The sequence below is a fragment of the Adhaeretor mobilis genome (assembly GCF_007741515.1).
In the GTDB taxonomy this organism is placed as follows: Bacteria; Planctomycetota; Planctomycetia; order Pirellulales; family Lacipirellulaceae; genus Adhaeretor; species Adhaeretor mobilis.
Genome location: NZ_CP036263.1, coordinates 1,540,390 through 1,556,714 on the forward strand (window position 1 = coordinate 1,540,390; position 16,325 = coordinate 1,556,714).

Genomic DNA, 16,325 nt, shown 5'->3' on the forward strand with positions numbered 1-16,325 from the left:
CGACACCCTACGAATTCAATAAGTGCGGCACCCTACGATTCCAGGCTGCGTATACTGCATCTATGGGCGACTACCTTCGCAACTATTCTGGGCAAACCTATTTCTTTACCGTGGTTACTCAACAGCGAAAACCGATTCTAACGACTGATCTCGGTCGGGCTTGCTTGCGCACTGCAATCCAATACGTACGGCAAGAGCTACCGTTTGAAGTCGTTGCCTTTGTACTACTTCCAGATCACTTACACACGGTCTGGCAATTGCCCGATGGGGATGTCGATTACTCCCAACGCTGGCAACGCATCAAAGCTAAATTCACGACGCTCTGGCGAGAGCAGGGTGGACCACTTGGCGCTCGTTCAGAGAGCCGCCAGAAACGTGGCGAGCAGGCGGTTTGGCAGCGACGTTTTTTCGAACATACGTGTGACGATGATACTGATCTCAAACGTTGTGTCGACTATGCACACGTCAATCCACTCAAGCACGGTTTAGTTGAGCGCGTGGTGGATTGGCCCTGGTCGTCGTTCCATCGATTCGTTGCCGCGGGGGAGTACTCAACCGATTGGGGCAGCGCAGATGTTTGGTACGGCGATGAGTTCAAGTATTTCGAGTAACTAAAATTGTATGTAGGGTGTCGTGAGCGACAGCGAAACGCACCACAGAACGGTCTAGCTACACCGAAGGAACCAGCACGGCGATTGGTTCAGCAGGTGTACTTCGAGCGCTGACCCGTTACCCATCTCTTCTCAAGGTGCGTTTCGCTGCGCTCACGGCACTCTGCAGATTGGAATGTTATCACTTCCCAATCCCATACAAATGCGTATCGGTGCGCAAAATCAATTCCCCATCCACCACCGCGGGGGTGGCCATTTGCTGGCCGTCGAGTTGGTTGCTGGCGAGCTCCTCGGGCTTCTTCCCGGTGGTTGATAGCACTGTTGTGAGGCCTTCGCGGTTGAAGAAGTAGAGCCGCTCGTCGATCAATAGCGGCGACGCGCTGTATGCGCCGGGGAGGCGTTTACTCCAGAGTTCCTCGCCGGTGGCGGACTCTAGGCATTGGGCGACGCCCTGGTCGTTGACTGTGTAGAGTCGGCCCTCTCGGAGAATGGGGGAGGGCTGGTTGGGAGCCTTCTTGTGGTTTTTCCATTCGAGGTGCGTGCCGGTGATGTCGCCGCTCCCTCCGAGGCGTACGGCCAACATGCCGACGCCGGCAAAACCGGTAGCGCAGAACACGTGCATGCCGTCGGTCACGGGGCGGGGCACGATGGAGAAGCCTTGGCCGTGGTCGACTCGCCAGATTTCGCTGCCGTCGGCCGGGGCGTAGGCGACGATCCACTGTGCGCCGGGGATGATGATTTGCTTCTTACCTAGGTGTTGTACGACTAACGGCGTGCAGTACGACTTGCGCATGTCGGGATCCTTGACGCGAATCGCCGGGCGATCGACTTTCCAGACTTTCTCTCCGTCGGCTTTGTTGATCGCTACGATGAACTGCTTGTCTGCACCGTCGCAAGTGAGCACCAGTTTGTCGTCGCACAGGACAGGCGAGCTGCCTGGGCCGACGAAGTGCTCAATCGGGAACTGCTTCTTCCACACAATCGAATGGTCGTCAGTGTTCACGCAAACGGTACCGTAGCGTCCAAAGTTGCAGTAGAGTCGACCGGGCTCGATCACCGGAGTTGGCGAGGCGTAGCTGTTCAGGGGGTGGATGGCATTGGGCTGCTCGACCTTGATGAGTTCGATATTATGGATGAGCTTACCTGTGGTGCGATCTACGCAGACGGCTCGCAGAGAGAGTTCACCTGCAAGCTGGTGCGTCTCCGCATTGGGGATCGCTGCTCGTGCCTGTTCGAGTTCCGCTGGGTCCGGCGGAGTTTCGATGGCCGTGGTGAGCCAGATTTGATTGCCGAGCACCACCGGCGAAGACCATCCTTTCCCAGGAATGGCCGTCTTGAAGCGGATGTTTTCTGTCTCGCTCCAGGTGAGCGGCGCGTGTTCCTCCGTGGCGTGGCCTTGGCCGCCGGGACCGCGGAATTGTGGCCACGAGGCTTCCTGGGCACTCGCGTTGGAAGCGATGAGAAGGCAGGCGAGTAGTTTCAGGATTGATGGCATGGCGTTTGTTTGTGATCGGGGGACTGGCTCTGTTGCTACGAGGGTTGTCGATCTCGCACTATCTTTTCCAATGCGTCGACCACCTGGTCGGGCGTCATGTCGTCGGTGGAAACTTCGATCGATTCGTTTGTGAGAGCTAGACCCCCGACCTTTCTGTTGAGGTCTTGCTGGTCGCGGTGGCGTTGTTTTTCTAGTACACCGGTATAGTCGACTTGCTCGCCGCGGTTGAGTAGGTCTTCGTAGCGGCGTTGGGCGCGGGCCTGCTCGCTGGCGGTGAGGTAGATCTTGCACTCAGCGTCTGGGAACACGACGGTGGCTTGGTCGCGGCCTTCGGTGACAATGCCTTGGCCGGTCTGTTTGCTTTCAGCGGCGAATTGGCGCTGTAATTGGGTGAGATGCTCGCGTACGGCCCGGTTGTCGGCGGCGTGGCGGGTGAGGGTGGTGATTTCGAAGGTCCGAATGGCGTTGGTGATGTCCACCTCGTCGAGCACAATTTTATCGCCGGCGAGTTGAATCTCGCTGGCCAGGGCAACCTGGAGGAGAGCTTTCTCGTCGGTGAGATCAATTCCGTGTTGGAGCCCGGCGTAGGTGATCGCTCGGTACATGGCACCCGTGTCCAGGAAACGGTAGCCGAGCCGGTCGGCTAGGCGGTGGGCTGCGCTGCTTTTTCCGGCTCCTGCGGGGCCGTCGATAGTAACGATCATGAGGGTAAAAGTAGGGGGCAGCGGGAGGGCAGAGATAGTAATGTAGCGACGGGCTTAGCCTGTCCAACACCGGCATGCTTGTTACATGGGCGTTACGTGGCTTCCACGGGCTGTTATCGACTGATTCTTGGAGGGTTACAAGCGGCAGGCTCCCAGTAGACTACTCTGGACGTAAGTCCAACGAGAATCTGTACATGGGCCAGTTCTCGACTAGAATAGGGAGTGTGAAGTAATCGTTGAGTGCGGAGATAGCTTCAGAATTTGACAGAGGGCCTGACTTCTCGATAATTCACTACAGAGAAGCAAGAGGCAAGTAGTCGTAGAGTACTAATACTTTTCAGAGTGTTGAGGGGAAACAGTTCGGCTCAGCCGACCTGGGGAAGTTAGCGTGGCGGAGGAAGTGGTCGCATTACGATGCGTCAGTCGCTTCCCCATCATGCCGGCGCCAATCTTTTCATACGAAGTCACCGGAACAGAGGTAGTAGACGATGGCCAAAGGAAACGCGGTCTGGGGTATCGATATCGGGCAATGCGCGCTCAAAGCGCTCAAGTGCCGCGCGCACGAAACGGATGCCGATCAGTTGGTGGTCGAGTCTTTCGACTTCATCGAGTACGAGAAGATACTCACTCAGCCCGAAGCCAATCCGGATGAGTTGGTGGCCGATGCGTTGGAGCAGTTTCTATCACGCAACGAAATTGCCGGCGACAAAGTGGCCATTTCCGTGGCTGGCCAAAGCGGCTTGGCCCGATTCATCAAGTTGCCTCCTGTCGAATCGAAGAAGATTCCCGACATCGTCAAGTACGAGGCTCGACAGCAAATTCCGTTCTCTCTGGAGGATGTGGTCTGGGATTACCAGCAACTCACTGGCGGAAGCGAGGAAGACGAGTTCGCGCTAGAGCCAGAAGTCGGTTTGTTCGCTATGAAACGCGATCAGGTGGCGCGGGCACTGAAGCCGTTGGAAGATGCGGGCATAGATGTGGAGTACATCCAACTCGCACCGCTAGCGGTTTACAATTATGTGTGCTTCGACCGTTTGGGCGATCTGCGAGATCAACCCTACAACCCGGAAGACCCACCACCATCGACCGTGGTGATTGCCATCGGCACCGATACAACGGACTTGGTCGTAACCAACGGCTACCGTGTTTGGCAACGAAACATCCCCATCGGCGGCAGCCACTTCACACGGGCGCTTAGTAAAGAGCTGAAGCTCACTTTTGCTAAGGCCGAACACCTGAAACGCAACGCAACGCAAGCGGACGACCCGAAGGCCGTTTTTCAGGCGATGCGGCCCGTGTTTAGCGACTTGCTAGCTGAAATTCAGCGATCACTGGGGTACTTTAAGAGCATCGACAAGACGGCCAAGATTGGCGATGTGATTGCTCTGGGCAATGCCGTGAAGCTGCCGGGCTTGCAGCGTTATCTGGCGCAAAATTTGGAACAGCCGGTCAATGCGATCGAAGAATTCAACAACCTGTCTGCTGGTAGCGTTTCGGGAACGCAAGTTTACAAGGACAACATCCTCTCCTTCGCACCCGCTTACGGGCTGTGTGTTCAGGCTTTGGGTAAGGCAGAGATCGCCACGAATTTGCTGCCGGAAGAAATTGTGCGAACGCGGCTCATCCGAGCGAAGAAGCCGTGGGCAGTTGCTGGCGCAGCTGCCATCTTGGCGGGGTTAGCGTTCAACTACGTCACCCACGTTTCCGCTTGGAGCGAAACCAGGACTGACGCTATGCAGAAAGCGCTAGGCTCGGCAGATCGCATCGTCCAAAAGGCGAGCGGGTTGGAATCCACCCGCAGCGAGAATCATGCGAACTTCGACGAGATCAAAGAGCTAGGCGAAGACCTTGTCAGCAACGTAGAGGGTCGGCTCTCTTGGTTAGAGCTCACGAAAGCGATCAACGCTGCCCTGCCGCGCGACACCCGCAAGCCTGAAGATCGCAAAGAGACGGCCGAGGATATCATGTCGCGTGAAGAGATTCACATCGTAGCGATGGACCAGAAGTATTTTGAAAGCGTAGCAGACGAGTGGTTTTCCCTAGTTGAAGCCGACTACCAAGACAAGCGTTTCAGCTCGCAATCGGGTGGGGGCGAATCGGAAGCGGGAGCGGAAGAGCCACTTGAGGAAGACTATGGGGACTCCGAAGCAGAGGGCGGCGAAGGGATGTCTGGGCCGGGCTGGGTGATCCAGCTGACTTGTTATCACTATCACAACAAACGTGATGGAATGCAGCGCAAGGAATTTGTGAATGAGACCTTCATCAAGCAGCTTGAAGAAGGCACCGTGCAATTGCCTGATGGTACGGACGATGCGCTGATCGATGTGCCGATTGCCGACCTGGGGATTAGCTACCCCTACGTGGCTCGCGAAATGAAGCTTGTGAAAGAGATCAAGAACCCTGACGAAGCGTTGCTTGGCTCTGGTGGTCGAAGACGGGCGGCGTCTGCTCTCAGCGATTACGGCGATGGCGGGGAAGCTGAGGGGGAGGAGGAGTCGAAGGATATCGAGTTGGAGCGATTCAACTTTGTGGTGCAATTCGCCTGGACGCCCAAGACGCGACGCGAACGTGTGGAGATTAGGGCGGCACGCGAGGCGGCTGAAGCGGCAGCCCAAGAGGCCGCAGCAGCCGAGAGCGACGAAGTAGCAGTCAATTAAGAACTCAATTTAAGAATCGATAGGGAGTTCCGGCACGCCGGGATGACATTCCCAAATTGCTGAGGAGCAACGAGGCCATGGACAATATTCGCACTTTCTTTCGAGTCATGTGGCAGCAGCGCTTTTGGGTGCTCACGGTTACAGGCGTGCTCATCGCATCGCTCTGCTGGATGTCTGCTGCGAGCGATATCGACAAAGAGTTCAAAAGTGAGCTCACCAAAGTGAAAGGGAAATTCAGCGGAGTTCAGGCGATTAATTCAGCACAATTTCACGGCAACGACCAAGTGAACGAGAAGGATCGTGCGGAAACCCGCGTGCTGAGAAAACGGGTGCTCGAGTTGTGGACCAGTCTGTTTGATGCACAGAAAGAACAGGTGCTCTACTGGCCGGAAGTCCTCGGGCCGGAGTTTATTAACGAGATCAAGAACAAGCAGTTCGACGCAAGAATTTCCAACAAGTCGCGAAGCGAGTATCACAACTATATTGAAAAGCGATTCAAAGGCCTGCTGGAAATCGTGAAGGCTAGGAACGAAGTGGGCGACCCGAGTTCCGCTCGCGGTAGCGACTATGGCGGCGGTGAATACGGGGGCGGAGTCACAAGACGCCGCTCTACCGAGGACGACGACGATTACCTCGTGGAATGGCTCGACCAAAACGTGGTGGCTGGCAAGATGCAGTTTGCGGGACAGCCCAGTTCACGCCAGATTTGGGTCACACAAGAAGACCTGTGGGTTTATGAAACGCTCCTGAAAGTGATTGCCGACACCAACCAAGCGAAGGGCGCGACACGGCCTGACAACACGGCGATTAGCACAATTCTTCAACTCGAAGTCGGTCAAAAAGCCGCCAGCGTAAACAAAGGAATCGGCAGTATCCTCATGCCGGAAGCTGCTGCAGGCGGAGGGGGTGAATATGGCGGCGGCGAATTCGGCGGTGGCGAATATGGTGGTGGTGGTGAGTACGGTGGCGGCGGGTATGGAGGTGGCGAGTATGGCGGCGGCGAGTACGGTGGAGGCGAGTTTGGAGGCGGGGAATACGGTCGAGGCGGCGGATCAGCAGGCGACGAGGAGCTGCTCGCCGGACGTTACGTAGACAGCACCGGTGCTCCTATCCAAGCCACCAGCGTCGAGGAACTTGGTAAAACGTTCCGCCGACTGCCGATCCGCATGGTACTGGAAATGGATCAACGCTGGATTCCCAAGGTGCTCGTTGAGTGTGCCAATGCCAGTCTGCCGGTAGAAGTAAAGCGACTGCGTGTGAATCCTGAGAAGTCAGGCGAAGGATTCGGCTCCACTGGCGGCAGTGCACGTGGTGGTGGCGAGTACGGCAATTCCCGTAACCGTCGTGGCGCCACACCTGGCGCGATGCGTGAATTGGCCAATGTCGAAATCTTGGGTGTCGTTTCGATTTACTTCCAACCGCAAGACGATCAGATCCCTGGATCTGCGGAAGAAGAAGACCTCGCCGATGCTAGTACAACGACTGTTAAATGAGAACCCTTTAGCTTTAGGACCTCCAAAAGCGCAAAGATGTAGTTTGACGCAACTAGAGATTATTCATCTTTTTCGATGCGGCGATAGAATTTCCTATTCGTATTGATTTATTTTGACTGAGAAGTGCAATTCGAGTGCAACCCAAGATGGTTTCCCCTGGGCGCTCTTGGCGTCTTTGGCGGTTCAATAATCATGCACCTCCCCCAACTGTAACGTTCGAGTATCACGATGGGCAAACAACTAAAAAGTGGTAACGCGATTGTCAGACTCCTGCTGAAGCATGGTGAGAAAATTGCCATGTTGGGTATTGTCGCCTGCGCGGGCATGCTCATTTGGTCCTCAATGGGGCGCGAACGTTTGGATGAGAACAATTACCCCGACAGATTAGAAACCAATGTGCGAAATGCCGACCAGCATGTGACCAACATGAAATGGGAAGATTTCGACCCTGAGGAAAAGAAGGTTGCCGATGCGGTGCCCGTGAAAGGGAGTGGGGCCGTGCTAACGGCAGTGCCAGAAGGTGCTTTTAAGCCGTGGGAGATGAGTTGGGACCAGCCAGTGATGGCTGCCGTCGGCTATCGTATGGATCCGCCGCTGCTGGCGCCGATTGATCTGGAAGTAAATGCCGGCTCGGGTTTGTGGGCCTCAGCCGATGAGGACGAGATTCGCCGACGTCAGATTGCTGCTTACAACAAGGCGCAGGAAGAAATTAAGCGTCGCGAGAGAGAACGCGAAGCGGCTCAGGAGGACTCGGAAAGGGGCCGCGGCGGCCGCGGCGGCGAGTACGGAGGAGGAGAGTTCGGTGGTGGAGAGTACGGCGGTGGCGTCGGTCAGCGTGCTTCGACCGATCCTGACGGCGCGATTGTCGTGCGCCCTCGTGGAGCGGCCGGCGCTCAAGGTATCGCAGACATCACTCGTGAAAAGTCTTGGGCGACTGTGCTGGCTCGTGTGCCCTACGAAACACAAATGCAGCTCTATCGTGATGCCCTGGAATCGGCCCGCGGCTATGTGGCTAAGGACGATGTACCGCAGTACTACGGCTACTACGTTCAACGAGCCGAACTCACTCATGGCAAGCAAAGTGAATGGCAGACGATCGCCAAGGTGTCCGACAAGTACATTATCGATATTGAACAAACTTGGCCACGACAGGCTATTCAGCAGGACGTAATCGACAAGCGATATTCACATCCGCTACTCACCCACCCGCTACCACCAATGGCGGTGCGTAGTTGGGGCGAAGATGTGACGCACTCGGAGTTGCCGCTACCCTCGCTCGAGAATCCATTGCTGGATGAAGAGGAAGTCGAAGAAGAGCCTGCTGAGGACGAAGGCGAAGTAGAACTCGACGATTTTGGCAATCGAATCGTGAAAACCCCAAACAGACGATCGCGTCCGAGTGCTCGAGGATATGGCGGTGGCGAGTACGGTGGCGGCGAATATGGCGGAGGAGGGTACGGAGGCGGTGAGTATGGTGGAGGCGAATACGGAGGCGGCGAATTTGGTGGAGGAGGCTATGGAGGCGGTGAGTATGGTGGAGGCGAATACGGAGGCGCTGGATATGGGGGTGGCGCGAGCATGCCTGCAGAACGTCCCCAAGAATTACCCCCCTTTGTCTGGGATATGAAAACCTCCGAACTGTTGTTCCGTTTCTTCGATAGCACGGTGGAACCGGGAAAACGCTATCGCTATCGCGTGAAATTTGCACTGAAGGACGTAAACGACGAGCGCCCAGTGAAGTATCTTGACCCAACGGTCACCGAGCGACGCAAGACCGGTTCCAAAAAGTATCGCTTCACCGAATGGAGCGAGCCGAGTCCCGTAGTGAGCGTTCCGTTGCCTGGCTTGATCTTTGTAGCAGGCGGCCAAGAGGCGAACGAGAACAACTTCAATGACGAGCCGGAAGCCAAGCTGGTCGTGAAGACGCTCAACAGCAGGCATGCTGCGGAGATCGCCATCTCCCAGTGGTTTACGCGTGGCAGCGTGATCAACGTGTTCGAGAAGGCAGAGATAATCTGGGCGGCGCGATTTGAGCTGGAAGAGGGCGAGAAGGAGCCCAACTTTCCGTTTTATACCGGCATGACGCTGGTCGATTTCCACGGTGGAGAGGCGTTCTCCAGCAAGAACAAGGATCTCACCGAGCCTACTCAAGTGCTATTCATGGACGCTGCGGGCCGACTCATCCGGCAGCGTGAACTAGACGATCTCGAACCGGTTGAGGAATTCACTGAAATCATCGAGTCGGCCGTCGATTCGAAAGCGGGCGGCAATCGCGGCTTCGGTGGCGGCGAATATGGCGGTGGCGAGTTTGGCGGAGGCGAATTTTAAGCGCCGGTACTCGATGTTCAGCGCAGTGCTAATTTTCGCCTTGGTTTAGGTTTGAAACAGTTGCCGCTCGATGTCGGCAAATGCCTTGAATTCCAAAGCATTCCCGGAAGGGTCGAGCAAGAACATCGTCGCTTGTTCCCCCGGTGCATTTGCAAAGCGGATGTAGGGTTCGACCACGAACTCAACTTGGTGCTGACGTAGACGCTCTGCCAGTTGCTTCCATTCTGGCATGGGAAGCACGACTCCGTAGTGTGGCAGCGGTACGCCGTGCCCATCTACCGAATTGAACCAGAGATCAACCTTTCCTTCCGGTCCCAGATTCGGATTGCAGTGGCACACGAACTGGTGTCCGTACAGGTTGAAATCAATCCAGGTATCGGCGCTTCTACCTTCGGTACAGCCGATGACCTCGGTGTAGAAACTTCGTGACTCGGCGATATCCCTCACCTGCACCGCTACGTGGAATGGCGTGATTTCCAATAGCTTCTCCTCCGGCCTTGCTTCTGTTATTAGGCTCGTCACACGGCTTACGGGCGACTTCTGCCTGGGCAGCGATATCAACCCAGGCGATCTTACCATATTTCAAAGTGCTTTGGCGGGCCGGCTTCTGATTCCGATGGAGCGGACTCTGGTGAGGTAAGAACTGCTCGAATCGGGATGAATCTGATCAGCGTCCACAAACGTGCACGGTGTGATACCGGAGTGCACGCTACCGAAGATTGCTGGGCGTTCGACCTCGACTATGCTAGCAATTGGTGCTCTTAGCGATAATTTTCGTTCTCTTCTCCGACTGGCCTTGACCGGTGTATCGGCGACCGGTATCAATCGCACCCTACTCGAAAACTGACCTCGCAAAGCTGGCGACAGTTTTTCGAGAGATGACGTAGCCGACCGGCCTTATTCAAGGGTCAACACGCTGCGGCAGCAGAGAACAAGACAAGTAATATATCCGCTCAGAGCGTTGCCTTGTGGCCCAACGGATTAGGCCTGCGAGGATCAAAACGTCTCGAAAAGGAGTACTGAGTTGAAACGGACTTCAAAAATCTTCGCCGCAAGCGTATTGACGGCGACCGCACTCGTTCATGGTTCACTTTCGTACGCGGAGGCTGCCGCGCAGGCGGAGACTCCTGCTTCGTCAGCAGGGGAGTCAGCCCCGCCGTCGCGCTATGCAAAGCCTACTGCACCGACCGACCGTACACAGCTTGACGCGATGGTGAGCGAAGCTCGCAGTGCTCTGCAAGCTGGTCGACTGGAAGAGGCAGATCGCTTACTGACGGTTGCCGAGCAATCGGAAGTGCGTTATCCCAAGCTCCACTTCGGCGATACCCCGCAGAGGGTGCGTCTTGATTGGCTCAAGTCTAAGAAAGCGGAATCCGGTGCGGCAGGAAGTCGCCCGAGTTTCAATCCTTTGGCCATGCTCGGACGCGGACCAGCAGAATTGAAGAACGATCCCTTCTTGGGTGCCGGTACAGCGGCGGGTTCTAGCAATTCGGCAAGTCCTATTGATGCTCCTGCCGCCACCTCACGTGAGGTGGGCTCACGCGATGTGAGCGACCAAGCGTTGTTGACAGCTCGACAAGCGTTGTCGGTTGGCGATTTGCCACGGGCAGAGGAATACCTAAGTCGTGCCCAACTGCAACAAGTGGCATACCAGGCGGACGAAGATTCGCCCGAGCGGGTTGCTGCTTCCATCGAAGAGTGCCGTCGTATTGCCGAGGTCCGCCAATCCGATCCGCGCGGTGACGCGTGGCGACATGCCTATGCCAAGTACCTAGTCGTACAAGCTGAGTCGCTTACCTATTGGGGTGACCTGGAAACAGCAAGTCGTACCGCTAGCGAGGCGGCCGAACTGAGTGATCGCTTTGCTAGTAATGAAATCACGCCGCAAGAAGTGTTGCAACAAATTGCTGAGATTCGGCAACAGGAACAGCAACAAGCGGTAGCGAGCAACACAATTGAAGATTCGCGCATTGTGCCAGCTGGATTGGAACTTCCGATCCCAGTGGCTGATGATTCGATTCCTCAGAGTTCAAACAAGAATGCGAATCGCGCTGAAATCCGTTTGGCCCAGTCTACGATTTCCCAGCTACCAGCCGTTGAGCTACCAAGTGACGATTACGACAATGGACAACCGCTAATCACAGCTCCGCAGTCTGTCGGTAGCGAGGGTGAGGTGTTGCCATTGCCCAAGCCGGGGCCCGACAATCCGCAAGAACTACTCAAGCAGGGCGAAGAGCTCTTGCGTAGCGGCCAGCGTGCCGCAGCTTTGGAATCGTTCCGCACTGCCTATCAGCAGAAGGACTCGCTCGACATCATCAGCCAGCAACGTCTGCAAGGACACTTGCAGATGCTGTCGGTGGCTCCCGCCGAGAAGCGAGAGTTGCCGTCGCGGAGTGCTAACACAGGCATGTTGGAATCTGCTGGTGCCGGCCAATCCGTGCTTGCTCGTCAAGTATGGTCGGACGTGTCTAAGAAACAAACCGAAGCGACGCGTATTCGTGAGCTCGACCCCAATCGTTCGCTAGAGTTGCTGCAAGAAGCAACCAAGCTGGTTAGCGATTCGGGACTCGACGAGGTTACACAGCGCCGATTGCTTTCGAGCGTGACGACCAACCTGGAAGCAACCGAGAGATATATTAAAGACAATCAGTCGGAAATCGACCTCGCGTCTGCGAACCAGGCGGTTCTAGATGAGAACGATCGTCGTAGTAAACTCAAAGTGGAAGTTGGCGAACGAATTGCAGAAATGGTCGACCAGTTCAATAAGCTGGTGGACGAGCAACGCTATTCTGAAGCTGAAGTGGTAGCGAACAAGCTGCACGAAATGGCTCCGAAAGAATTGGTTGCCAAGCAAATTTGGCGTCAAGCGAAGACCATCCGTCGTGACCAGCTCAATCAAGACATCATCGCACAAAGCGAGAATGGCGTAGCTAACGCGTTCCTCGACATTAAAGGCACCAGCGCCCAGGCGCTGGAGGACTCGATGCGAGACTACGGCTACGGTGCGAATTGGAAAGACATTGCCGATCGTAAGAGTGCGAGCGATCGTGCTTCGCGACGCAATGCTCGGGAGCTCGAGATCGAACAGAAACTTAAGTCCGATGTGAGCGTAAGCTACAACGAAACTCCGTTATCGAGCGTGATCGATGGCCTGTCCGAATTGGCGGGCATCAATATCTATCTCGATCCGCTCGGCTTGAGCCAGGAGGGTGTTCGCTCCGATACGCCTGTCACGATTGACTTAAAGCGACAAGTATCGCTGAAAAGTGCTTTGCAATTGATCCTCGAACCACTGCATCTTACTTATGCGGTGAAGGACGAAGTGCTCAAGATCACCAGCGAGCAAATACGCGATGGTGATGTGCAAATCGAGACGTACAACGTAGCTGACTTGGTTGTCCCGATCCCCAACTTCGTGCCTAGCACCAACATGGGGCTGCAAGGTCTGATCAACGATGCCTACGCAGCGACGGCCATGAATAGCAACCTGGGGGGGACCCCCGGTCCGATGTCGGCCATCGTGAACGACGGCACAACGACTCGTGGTAGTGGAGTCATGAGTACGAACCAACTGGGCCAACAATTTGGCGCAGGGAATACCGGCAGTGTCACTTCCGGAGGTGGTGGTCCGCCACTAGGTGGTGCTGCGAACGCAGACTTCGATTCGTTGATCGATTTGATTCTGTCTACGGTCGAGCACGACAGTTGGATGGAAAACGGGACCGGCGAGGGCGAAATTCGACCTTTCCCGACCAATCTCAGCCTGGTGGTAAGCCAAACGCAGCGGGTTCACGAGCAGATACGTGACTTGCTGGAACAGTTGCGTCGCCAACAAGATCTCCAGGTCACGATCGAAGTTCGCTTTATTCGGTTGCAGGATAGCTTCTTCGAACGTATCGGAATGGACTTCGACCTGAATATTGAAGATAACATCCCGTTCGTACCCCAAGTTGAGGGGACGCCGCCAAACCAATCCTACGCTTCAGGACAACCGAGCATAACGGCTGGTCTTACCGGTCCGACTGAGGGTAACACGGGACCGCTCTTCAACGTGGCATTGGATACCGAATTCCGTCAGGGATCATTCACTCTATCGAATCCTCAGTTCGGTACGCCGAGCGACTTCGCGACGTTTGGCTTTGCCATCCTTAGTGATATCGAAGCGTACTTCTTTATTACGGCCGCACAGGGCGACCGTCGATCGAACCAGTTGAACGCACCAAAGGTCACGCTGTTCAACGGCCAGCAGGCCGTAGTCGTGGATACGGCGTTTGTACCGTTTGTGATTAGTGTGATTCCCGTGGTGGGCGAATTCGCCGCGGCACAACAGCCAGTGATTGTGGTGCTCTCCGAGGGAACCATGATGACGGTTCAGGCGGTTGTGTCTGACGATCGACGCTATGTGCGACTGACGCTGGTGCCATTCTTCAGTCAGATCGGCAATGTGCAAACCTTTACGTTCGATGGTTCGGAAACGACCAGTAGTTCGAGCATGAGTACAGACGACGACGGTGATGGAAATGACGAATCCAATGACGACGCACAAACCACGGTTCGCAGCGGCACCACGGTGCAGCTACCGACGTTCCAGGTAATCTCCGTGAGTACCACGGTCAGTGTACCCGATGGCGGTACGGTGCTGCTCGGTGGTATCAAGCGATTACGGGAAGGCCGCAACGAGTTTGGCGTGCCGCTGTTAAGCAAGGTGCCGTATCTCGACCGCTTGTTCCGCAATGTGGGCATCGGTCGTGAAACAGACAGTTTGATGATGATGGTCACGCCACACATCATCATCCAAGAAGAGGAAGAAGAACGGCTCGGGTTGCGAAACTAGTTTGCTAGACTGAGATCGCAGACGAGTTCATCTGAAATACGCAACGCCGGTTCGAGCCTTTTGGTTCGGGCCGGCGTTTTTCTTGTTGGGCATCTGTTGGCGGCGGCGATGGGTTCGGGCTTTGACAGGGTGGGGGTGTCGAGAATTGGTTCGATCGCGGTGCAAGCACCGCGGCTAAATGGGAGATGTGGTGCTTTAAGAAACTCGAGAACGGTTTATAGTTAATGCGGCGCTGGAATTGCGCTGTCTTTGTTTACCGCTTCTGTAGAAACCTTGGAACTCCCGATGTCGCCCCGAATGATATTGTTGGCCGGTTCACTCGTTATGCTTACGGGGGTCGCGATCGGTGCGTTTGGTGCGCACGGCCTGGAGAAGATGCTGGAGAGGCTGGGGCGGACGACCAGCCTGGCTCAGCGAGCCGAATGGTTGGAGACGGGCGTCCGGTATCAGCTCGTTCACGGCCTGGGGTTGCTGGCATTGGCGAGCTTCGCAATGCGTGAGCCGAGCCGGTTGCTCAGCGCTGCGTCAGTTGCGCTACTGCTGGGTGTGTTGTTGTTCAGCGGTTCGCTCTACGCGATGACACTGGGGCCAGCAACATGGAAGAAACTCGGCATGGTCGTACCTGTGGGCGGCTTAGCCTATCTTGTGGGTTGGGGACTGCTGGCAGTCGAATCTTGGAAGAGAGTCTAACGGGAATTTCTCGTCGAGCTGAGTGGTGGGTCTCCATGAATGTGCCTAATCGCAATGAATCGCAACTTCGCGAGGATGCTTTAGCTATTTGGAACGCAGGGGTCGACGCGGTACGACCAGCTCATTTGATCCCTCAGTGGGTCGAGGTGGTGGGAGAGACGCTCCTGGTGGGTGATCTGGAGTTGTCGCTTGCGGACGTCGAGCGGATCGCCGTCATTGGATTTGGCAAGGCGAGTGCCGGCATGGCGGCTGCCCTGGAAGGCGTGCTGGGCCCGCAGATTGCAGCAGCCAAGCAGCTCGGGGGTTGGGTGAATCTGCCGGCAGATTGCTTGCTGCCGACCAAGTGGATTCACTTGCACCCAGCCCGACCGGCGGGGGTGAACGAACCAACTGAGGAAGCGGTGGCGGGGACTCGCGAAATTCTTAATCTCGTCGAGTCGCTCGGGCCACGAGACTTGTGCATTTGCCTGACCTCTGGCGGCGGCTCCGCCCTGTTGCCCATGCCGATCGACGGGTTTTCACTGGCTGACAAAATCGAAATTACACGCGAGTTGTCTGCCAGTGGTGCGACCATCCAGCAAATCAACACCGTTCGACGGGAGCTAAGCGAAGTGAAAGGAGGAGGATTGCTGCACGCTTGTGGAGCGGGCCAGATGATCTCGCTGATCTTGTCCGACGTGCTAGGCGACGACCTGAAAACCATTGCTTCTGGTCCCACGGTGCGCTGTGAGCCTAAGCCGGAGTCGGCGATTGCAACTCTCGAAGAGCTCGGCCTAGCGAAGAGTCCCCTTGGGCAACGAGCGATTACTGCAATTCGTAACCAGCCGAGGCATGTCGAGCAATCGAAACAGTGCGAGGTCGTAAACCTGGTGATTGGCAACAACGCCACTGCTGTCGATGCAGCAGGCGTCAAAGCAGAACAGCTAGGATATAGTCACGCGATGACTTCGGCGAGAGAGCCCGAAGGCCATGCTGAAGAAGTGGGGATGCATCTTGGGGAAATGGCTCGAACGATGCGTGATTCGACAGGCTCCAACAGCACCGACCCCAACTCCACAGGTCCAGACTGTTTGATCTCAGGGGGCGAGCCGGTAGTGAAGCTAGTCTCTGAGGTTGTGCGTGGCCGTGGCGGGCGCAATCAACAGTTGTGTTTGGCTGCGCTGAACAAGCTGGAAGACTGGCACGGCGTGTCCCTGATTTCCGGCGGCACCGATGGGGAAGATGGCCCGACCGATGCTGCGGGGGCGATCGTCACAGCGGGCATCGTCGCGAAGGCTAAAGAATTGGAGCTCGCGCCGGCAGACTATCTATTGCGGAACGACGCTTACACGTTCTTTGAGCAGGTCGGTGGGCTTGTGAAGACGGGTCCTACGAATACGAATGTTTGTGACTTGAGAGTGGTTACCGTAAATCAGGGGCGGTAGCGCCGCTGAGCCTGACAACGCACGAGGCACTGCAAACATCGCGGCGACCAAGATCGGTGGCTAACGGGAACTCGCCGGCGGTCCTTCCA

General features: G+C 56.0%; 10 protein-coding genes. 7 read left to right on the plus strand and 3 right to left on the minus strand.

The genetic code is table 11. The features are described from left to right. The first annotated feature begins 62 nt into the window (after positions 1 to 62). Positions 63 to 611 (plus strand): REP-associated tyrosine transposase, encoded by a 549-nt coding sequence (locus tag HG15A2_RS06040; protein WP_145058815.1) that lies wholly within the window; start codon positions 63 to 65, stop codon positions 609 to 611. A gap of 181 nt (positions 612 to 792) precedes the next feature. Here the strand turns inward: HG15A2_RS06040 and HG15A2_RS06045 are convergent, their stop codons facing one another. Next, entirely contained in the window at positions 793 to 2,106 is a 1,314-nt protein-coding gene (locus HG15A2_RS06045; protein ID WP_145058817.1) for an outer membrane protein assembly factor BamB family protein, read from the minus strand. 35 nt (positions 2,107 to 2,141) lie between these two features. Next, the gene (gene cmk / locus HG15A2_RS06050; RefSeq protein WP_145058819.1) at positions 2,142 to 2,810 is read right to left on the minus strand and encodes a (d)CMP kinase; all 669 of its coding nucleotides are present in this window, start codon (positions 2,808 to 2,810) and stop codon (positions 2,142 to 2,144) included. Positions 2,811 to 3,298: 488 nt separating this feature from the next. Between cmk and pilM the strand changes: the two genes are divergently transcribed. The 3 genes from pilM (at position 3,299) to HG15A2_RS23815 (ending at position 9,288) form a co-directional block, all read left to right on the plus strand. Then, positions 3,299 to 5,467, plus strand: a complete 2,169-nt coding sequence (gene pilM, locus HG15A2_RS06055; protein ID WP_145058821.1) for a type IV pilus assembly protein PilM — start codon at positions 3,299 to 3,301, stop codon at positions 5,465 to 5,467. Between the two features lie 77 nt (positions 5,468 to 5,544). After that, positions 5,545 to 6,960: a hypothetical protein gene (locus tag HG15A2_RS23810; RefSeq protein ID WP_218932353.1), complete on the plus strand. Its 1,416-nt coding sequence runs from the start codon at positions 5,545 to 5,547 to the stop codon at positions 6,958 to 6,960. A gap of 228 nt (positions 6,961 to 7,188) precedes the next feature. Beyond that, positions 7,189 to 9,288 (plus strand): hypothetical protein, encoded by a 2,100-nt coding sequence (locus HG15A2_RS23815; RefSeq protein ID WP_218932354.1) that lies wholly within the window; start codon positions 7,189 to 7,191, stop codon positions 9,286 to 9,288. 45 nt (positions 9,289 to 9,333) lie between these two features. Here HG15A2_RS23815 and HG15A2_RS06070 read toward each other — a convergent pair whose 3' ends face one another. Continuing rightward, positions 9,334 to 9,867, minus strand: coding sequence for a VOC family protein (locus HG15A2_RS06070; protein ID WP_145058825.1), 534 nt, complete (start codon positions 9,865 to 9,867; stop codon positions 9,334 to 9,336). Positions 9,868 to 10,312: 445 nt separating this feature from the next. Between HG15A2_RS06070 and HG15A2_RS06075 the strand changes: the two genes are divergently transcribed. The 3 genes from HG15A2_RS06075 to HG15A2_RS06085 all read left to right on the plus strand — a co-directional run bounded on the left by HG15A2_RS06075 (position 10,313) and on the right by HG15A2_RS06085 (position 16,236). Beyond that, positions 10,313 to 14,122, plus strand: coding sequence for a general secretion pathway protein GspD (locus tag HG15A2_RS06075; RefSeq protein WP_145058827.1), 3,810 nt, complete (start codon positions 10,313 to 10,315; stop codon positions 14,120 to 14,122). Between the two features lie 285 nt (positions 14,123 to 14,407). Then, entirely contained in the window at positions 14,408 to 14,812 is a 405-nt protein-coding gene (locus HG15A2_RS06080) for a DUF423 domain-containing protein (RefSeq protein WP_218932355.1), read from the plus strand. A 35-nt stretch (positions 14,813 to 14,847) separates the two neighbouring features. Further along, the gene (locus HG15A2_RS06085) at positions 14,848 to 16,236 is read left to right on the plus strand and encodes a glycerate kinase type-2 family protein (protein ID WP_145058829.1); all 1,389 of its coding nucleotides are present in this window, start codon (positions 14,848 to 14,850) and stop codon (positions 16,234 to 16,236) included. The last annotated feature ends 89 nt before the right edge of the window (positions 16,237 to 16,325 follow it).

Bases quoted from the DNA above. Each gene is read 5' to 3' on its own strand.
- HG15A2_RS06070 (WP_145058825.1), bottom strand. From the start codon at position 9,867: ATGGTAAGATCGCCTGGGTTGATATCGCTGCCCAGGCAGAAGTCGCCC.
- HG15A2_RS06040 (WP_145058815.1), top strand. From the start codon at position 63: ATGGGCGACTACCTTCGCAACTATTCTGGGCAAACCTATTTCTTTACC.
- HG15A2_RS23810 (WP_218932353.1), top strand. From the start codon at position 5,545: ATGGACAATATTCGCACTTTCTTTCGAGTCATGTGGCAGCAGCGCTTT.
- HG15A2_RS06085 (WP_145058829.1), top strand. From the start codon at position 14,848: ATGAATGTGCCTAATCGCAATGAATCGCAACTTCGCGAGGATGCTTTA.
- HG15A2_RS06045 (WP_145058817.1), bottom strand. From the start codon at position 2,106: ATGCCATCAATCCTGAAACTACTCGCCTGCCTTCTCATCGCTTCCAAC.
- HG15A2_RS06080 (WP_218932355.1), top strand. From the start codon at position 14,408: ATGTCGCCCCGAATGATATTGTTGGCCGGTTCACTCGTTATGCTTACG.
- HG15A2_RS23815 (WP_218932354.1), top strand. From the start codon at position 7,189: ATGGGCAAACAACTAAAAAGTGGTAACGCGATTGTCAGACTCCTGCTG.
- pilM (WP_145058821.1), top strand. From the start codon at position 3,299: ATGGCCAAAGGAAACGCGGTCTGGGGTATCGATATCGGGCAATGCGCG.
- cmk (WP_145058819.1), bottom strand. From the start codon at position 2,810: ATGATCGTTACTATCGACGGCCCCGCAGGAGCCGGAAAAAGCAGCGCA.